Source organism: bacterium (assembly GCA_030655055.1).
Taxonomy (GTDB): domain Bacteria; phylum Edwardsbacteria; class AC1; order AC1; family EtOH8; genus UBA5202.
Genome location: JAURWH010000053.1, coordinates 1 through 5447, shown reverse-complemented (window position 1 = coordinate 5447; position 5447 = coordinate 1). Strand labels below are relative to the sequence as shown.

Below are 5447 nucleotides of genomic sequence, written 5' to 3'. Positions count from 1 at the left end.
CAATTAGTTTCGTCCATTAGCCCAGCCCTTAAGGACTGGGCTAATGACAGACATCATGCCATAGTAATAGAGATCAGTACCTGGCCGCTACCGGCATTCTGCGCCCTGACCCGAAGGCCTTGCTGGTCACCTTCAAGCCCGGCGCTGCCTGCCGCCGCTTGTACTCGCTGTTCCTTACCGCCCTGATCACCCAGTCCACCACCGCCGGTTTATAGCCGTGTTTGATGATCTCCTCTCGCGACCTGCCGTCTTCCAGATGATACTCCAGGATCGCATCCAGCACCGGGTAGGGCGGCAGGGTGTCCTGGTCCTTTTGGTTGGGCCGCAGTTCGGCCGAGGGCGCTTTCCTGATCGTAGCCCTGGGGATCACCTCCCCCTTCCGGTTGACATATCCGGCGATCTTATAGACCAGGGTTTTGGGAACGTCCGAGATCACCGAAAGCCCGCCGCTCATGTCGCCGTAGAGCGTGCAGTAGCCCACCGCCATCTCGCTCTTGTTTCCGGTGGAAAGCACGATGTGTCCGAACTTGTTGGAGAAAGCCATCAGGATGTTGCCCCGGATGCGGGCCTGGATGTTCTCCTCGGCCAGCCCGGGTTTGGTTCCCTTGAAGGTGTTTTTAAGCGAGGACAGATATTTTTGGTAAAGCCCGGAGATGGGAATGACCTTGAACCCTATCCCCAGGTTCTCCGCCAGTTTTCTGGAATCGTCCACGCTGCCTTTGGAAGAATAGGGAGAGGGCATGGAGATTCCCTTCACGTTTTTGGGACCCAGCGCCTCGGCCGCAATTGCTGCCACCAGGGCCGAGTCAATCCCGCCGGAAAGCCCTATCACTGCCTGGTGAAAGCCCGTTTTTTTGAGGTAATCACGCAGTCCCAGGACCAGCGCCTGATATGCATCCCCGGCCGGATCGGGCTTTGGCCATTTAATGGAAAGTGCAGTGTCCTCTGTGTCTAATATTGCCAGTTCTTCCTCGAAGGCCTTCATTGTAAGGACCGTTTGACCTGCTTCATTCACCGCAAAACTGCGGCCGTCGAAGACCAACTCGTCATTGCCGCCTATCTGGTTGACGTAAATGAACGGCCTGCGGTACTTTTTAGCCAGTCTGGTGAAGAGCCCCGACCTTAAGGACGCTTTTCCCATCTCAAACGGCGAGGCTGAAAGGTTGATGAATATTTCCGCCCCGGCCTTGGCCAACGTTTTTATTGGATCCAAAGTGTACGGTTTCCCCCTTCGACTATGCTCAGGGCAAGCCTTGGGCCACAAGGCGGCATCGTTCCAGGCGTCCTCGCAGATGGATATCCCCAGTTTCCGGCCTTTGAAGTTCACCACCGAGACTTTTTCCGCCGGTTTGAAGTAACGGGTCTCGTCAAAGACATCATAGGTTGGCAGCAAGGTTTTGTGCTGGGTGAAGATCACCTTGCCCCGGTGGATCAGCAGTGCCGAGTTATACAACCGGCTGGAAGTATTTTCTACGACTAATGTCGGTGCCCCTATTAGTATCCCAATGTCCGGCCGCTTGCCCGACAGCTTGGCAATGTCCTTGATCGCCCGCTTGATCTTCTCCAGGAACCAGTCCTTCTCCAGCAGATCGCGGGGCGGATAGCCTGTCAGGAACAGTTCGGGAAAGACCAGCAGGTCGGGCTTTTGCCTGGCGCTGGATTTTAAAGCCAAAGCGACCTTGGCAAGATTTCCGTCTAAGTCTCCCACCACCGGGTTATATTGGCAAATGGCTATTTTCACTTTTTTCGTACTTTTTAACAATGTTTACTAAGCTATTGAATAGGTTCCCAGGATATTGCATTGTAACCAAACATTTTTCCTGTCTTTTTCAATCTCATTAAATATATTTGAGCTAATTTGCCAACAATTGTTTCAGGATATTTATCAGCAATGGTTTTCAAGTATTCCAATCCCTCTTGCCTACTGCTAAAACACCACATTTTTTTCTTGCTTCCATCATATCCCATAAACAACAAACTTAGAGCATCACATGCTTCTGGATGGTTTGGGTATTTGTGTATTAGATCAATATAGCATGCTTTTGATTTTTCACTATCATGCAAACCTATATGTTTTCTTAATGAAAGCTGTTTCAAAATATACGGAGAATATCTGCTATTTGGGAATTCATTAATATAATTTTCATAAAGTTTTACAATTTTTTTGTTGTTGTCATGGGTTTTAACTACATTGATAAACTTTTCACATGCATTTTTCTCTTCGCTTGGTGGCTCTACAACCACAAAACTTACCTGGTTAGACTTTAATTCCGGTTGGCCCTTAAATATCTCTTTTTCAATTGTAGCCTTTAATTTATATTCACCGATTGGTAGCATAGAAAAATCAGAATTATTCGTATATCTCGGTAATGAAAATAATTCAAGAAAATCATCGTTAAAACCCATATAAGTATTACTAATAGAGTCTTTCTGCATTAACACATTATTCGATCTTTCTATAAAGCATGAATTTACCAATGTACGACTTGTTTGTTCTATACTTTCTCTGGTAGCAATATAATACTTCAAGGTACCATCTGAAGCTTCCGGAATTTCATACTCAATTGGATTTGAGCTTGTGTTACATACTACCCATTTTGCATATATTGGTTCCATCAAATAAAATGTGTCTTTGTTTAGCGCTATCTTAAATGTTAAATCGTCTGCATTAGCAACAAGGGCACTTAAAACAATGAAGAAACCTATTAATAATATTCTTTTCATGGCGTTCCCTTTGTAATTAACATCATTATAATACATTCTTTTTTAACCTAAAGTCAAGAAAAAAAGGACGGCCCAAAATGGCCGTCCTTTCATATTGTCCCCGAAATATATTAGTCCTGGTTCTGAGCCAAAAGTTTGGCCGTCTCGGCCAGCTTTATGAACTCGGCCCGGTAGCCCTCCTTGTCCTGCCCCTTGGCCCCGCGGGCCAGCGCCAGCGCCTGTCCGTAGGTGGCCTTGCCCTTGAACTCGGAGTCCCTGATCAGCAGGCCGAACTCGGCCACCGCCGCGGCAAATCTGAAGTCTTCAGAAGCCTCCGCCATCTCGCCGTTGCGGTCCATGATCACTTTGGAGATCAGCTTGCTTTCGTTCTCGGCCGGCAGTTTGTAGCGCAGTTTCACCGTCATCATCTCGGAACTCTTGGAAGCAGTAGGAGACACCTTGGTCTGCTGGTATTTCAGGGGATCCACCCCCGGCACCTCTTCCTGTGAACCGGCCGGGATGATCTCGTACAAAGCGGTCACGGTGTGGCCGGAGCCCAGCTCGCCGGCGTCCTTCTTGTCGTCGTTGAAGTCTTCCTTGTTCAGCAGCCGGTTCTCGTAACCGATCAGCTTGTAGGCTTTCACCTTCGCCGGGTTGAACTCCACCTGGATCTTGACGTCCTTGGCGATGGTGAACAGGGTTCCGCCCATCTGGCTGACCAGCACCTTGCGGGCCTCGGTGATGTTGTCTATGTAGGCATAGTTGCCGTTGCCCTTGTCGGCCAGCTGTTCCATCCTGGAGTCCTTCAGGTTCCCGGTGCCGAAGCCCAGCACCGAAAGGTATATCCCCTCCTCCCGCTTCTGCTCGATCATCCGGATCAGTTCCGAAGTGGAGGAGACGCCCACGTTGAAGTCGCCGTCGGTGGCCAGGATCACCCGGTTGTTGCCGTTCTTGATGAAATTCTCTTTGGCCGTCCTGTATGCCAGCTGGATCCCGGCCGCCCCGGCGGTGCAGCCCCCGGCCTCAAGTTTATCCAGCATTTCCAGGATCGTCTTCTTGTCGCTGCCCGGAGTGGAGGGCAGTACCAAGCCCTCGGCGCTGGCGTAGACCGCTATGGCCACCCGGTCCTGGGGCCGCAATTGGTTTACCAGAAGCTTGAAGGCCGATTTTAAGAGCGGCAGTTTGGCGGGGTCCTGCATCGAGCCGGAGACGTCCAGCAAAAAGACCAGATTGGTCGGAGGAAGCTTGTCCAGCGCTATTTCTTTTCCCTTCAGGCCTATCCTCACCAGGCGGTGGCTTTGGTTCCAGGGGCACTCGGCCACTTCGGTATGCACCGCAAAGGGACGGCCGTCGTCAGGCTGGGCGTAGGTATAGTCGAAATAGTTGATCAGTTCCTCTATCCTGATAGCGTCCTTGGGCGGCAGCTGCCCGGAGCTGATGAACCGCCGCATATTGGCATAGCTGGCCGGGTCCACGTCGATGGAGAAGGTGGAGAGCGGGTCCACCTTGACCTGCTTAAAGGAGTTCTCTTCTATCTTGGAATATTCCTCGGTGTTGAAATCGGCCGGAACTCCCCGGTAGACCATGCCCGAGCCTACCGGCATGCAGGCCGGGGCCGATTGCTCGCAGCACTATGCCTCCACATCGTAAACCAGCCTGTTCTTCTCATCCTTGGCCGGAACAGAGGCCTTAAGTTTAAAATCTGCCGGGGCTGTTGATCCTGCCTTGACAGTGATATTTTTCCTGATCTGGGCATCATACCCGGCGGCTGAGGCTTGGATGGAATATTTCCCGGCCGGGACATTGTTTATGAGATACTTCCCCTGGTTATCGGTCAAGGCGCTGAATTGCGTGTTCCGGATATTGACCGCGGCCCCGGAAACGGCCCGGCCGGTCCTGGCGTCGGTGACCGTCCCGGCCACGCTGCCGGTCTGCTGGGACTGCAGATAGCTGAAGCAGCTCAGGATCAGGGCCGCCGTCAGGGCTATCAGGGTACTCTTTTTCATTTTTCCTCTCCCGTAAAGTAATTTGGTTTTTGGTGGCTGTTTTATATACTTTTAGGGGAGCCGGATTATTCCCGGTCCGGATAAATTTTTAGCCCCGGCCTTAAGGCCGGGGCTAAAATAACAGAGATATTACAATAACAATACTACTCTTTCAGCAGCCCCTCTTTCTTCTTCAACTCCCAGACCATCTTCTCCAGCACATCACTGCAGAACCCTTCCTTGGCCGGCTTGGGCTTCTTGATCTCCGGCGCAAGGAACATTTTGGCCCCCTTCTTCTCGGCCGGCATGCCGGGCAGGGCCGTCCCGCCCAGCTCGGAGAGGATCTGCTTGGAGGTCATGCCGCAAACCGGCGGAATGGCCTGCTTAAAGTGCTGCAGCCTGCCCTCGGAGTTGATGAAGCTTCCGTCCTGTTCGGCAAAGGCGCAGGCGGGGAGCACAAAGTCTGCTGTTTTTCCCGTTTCGGTCAGGAACAGGTCTGCCGCCACCAGCTTCTCCAGCTTGGAGAGCGCCTGGCCCAGCTTCTTGCCGCCGGGTAGCGAGCCCAGCGGGTCCTCGTTCCACAACACCGCGGCCTTGATTACCCCCTTCTCCATCTGTTTGACGATCTCGGCCGCCGGAACGGTGATGAACCGGTCCACCCCGTTCAGGTTGGCCTTGGCCCTTAGGGCTATGAAGTTCTCCGGGGTCTCGTTCAACAGCAGGAAGTTGCCGATGGCCTTGGCGGTCTCGCCGTCTATC

3 protein-coding genes and 1 pseudogene are annotated in these 5447 nt (G+C 52.1%); all 4 read right to left on the bottom strand.

Features of this window, described 5'->3' with window-relative positions:
* Positions 1 to 73: 73 nt before the first annotated feature.
* Positions 74 to 1741 carry an NAD+ synthase gene (locus Q7U71_02575; protein ID MDO9390638.1) on the bottom strand — a complete coding sequence of 556 codons (1668 nt, stop codon included), beginning with the start codon at positions 1739 to 1741 and terminating at the stop codon, positions 74 to 76.
* A 32-nt stretch (positions 1742 to 1773) separates the two neighbouring features.
* A complete protein-coding gene (locus tag Q7U71_02570) occupies positions 1774 to 2724 on the bottom strand; it encodes a hypothetical protein (protein MDO9390637.1) in 951 nt (316 codons plus the stop codon).
* Between the two features lie 110 nt (positions 2725 to 2834).
* Positions 2835 to 4709, bottom strand: a pseudogene (locus Q7U71_02565) (von Willebrand factor type A domain-containing protein).
* A 143-nt stretch (positions 4710 to 4852) separates the two neighbouring features.
* A partial coding sequence (locus Q7U71_02560; GenBank protein MDO9390636.1) for a molybdopterin-dependent oxidoreductase occupies positions 4853 to 5447 on the bottom strand: 595 nt, incomplete at its 5' end.